At 59.3% G+C, this 990-nt stretch carries 1 protein-coding gene; it reads right to left on the reverse strand.

Annotated elements, in window-relative coordinates:
* Window positions 1–887: IS5 family transposase (locus ACR0IP_RS23225; RefSeq protein WP_480528170.1), on the reverse strand; the 887-nt coding region annotated here is incomplete at its 3' end.
* Between the last annotated feature and the right edge of the window lie 103 nt (window positions 888–990).

Genomic DNA, 990 nt, shown 5'->3' on the forward strand with positions numbered 1-990 from the left:
TTGAGAACCGCGACGCGGATCTGGATTTCCGCGACTTGCCGCTCAAACTCTCTCGCCATCAGAGATTGGCCGAGCAGTTTGATGCAGTTCATCTTGCTCTCGACGCGGCTTCGGCGGTGGTATCCGCTCCATCGTCGCCAGATCGCGCGGCCGAGATAACGCGAAGCATTGACCGCTTCGTTGCGAGCGATGGCCCCGGCACTCGTGGGTTTCCAGGGTTTGGCATTTTTGCGTGGTGGGATTACGGCATGAGCCCCTCGCGCCGCAATCGCGTCATGGCATTTGCGCGTATCGTAAGCACCGTCTGCGGTCACTGATCCGACGCTCTGATCGGGTGGGATTTGATCGAGTAGCTCCGGCAGTATCGGCGCGTCACCCACATTGCTGGTCGTGACCTCCAGGGCCCGCACTTCCAGCGTTTCTTCGTCAATTCCTATGTGTATCTTGCGCCAGAGGCGGCGCTTAGGCCCGCCATGCTTGCGCGCGTTCCACTCACCTTCGCCCACCGCTTTAAGGCCGGTGCTGTCTATCAGGAGATTGAGTGGGCCAGTGCCACCACGGTAGGGCAGACTCACGTTCAGCGTCTTCTGGCGGCGGCACAGGGTGCTATAGTCGGGCACTGCCCAATCCAGCCCAACCAACCGCAGAAGGCTTTGCACGAACCCGGTCGTTTGCCGAAGCGGCATCCCGAACAGCACTTTCAGCGTCAGGCAGGTCTGGATCGCAGCATCGCTGAAACGCTGCTGGCGACCGCGTTTTCCGCCCGGTGGGGGTATCCAGATCATCTCCGGGTCAAACCAGATCGCAAGCGATCCGCGGCGCTTCAGCGCATCATTGTAAGTCGACCAATTCTTGGTCTTGTACTTCGTCGGGGCCCAACTGCTCATGCAACCCAGCTATCATGCTGGATTCACGAGATGAATCCCTTGCGGGATTTGTGCAACAAAGCCTTCATTCAATGCCAGCGACCTTCTCACGGCAACATCTGCC

The sequence above is a fragment of the Ruegeria sp. AL11 genome, assembly GCF_056540865.1.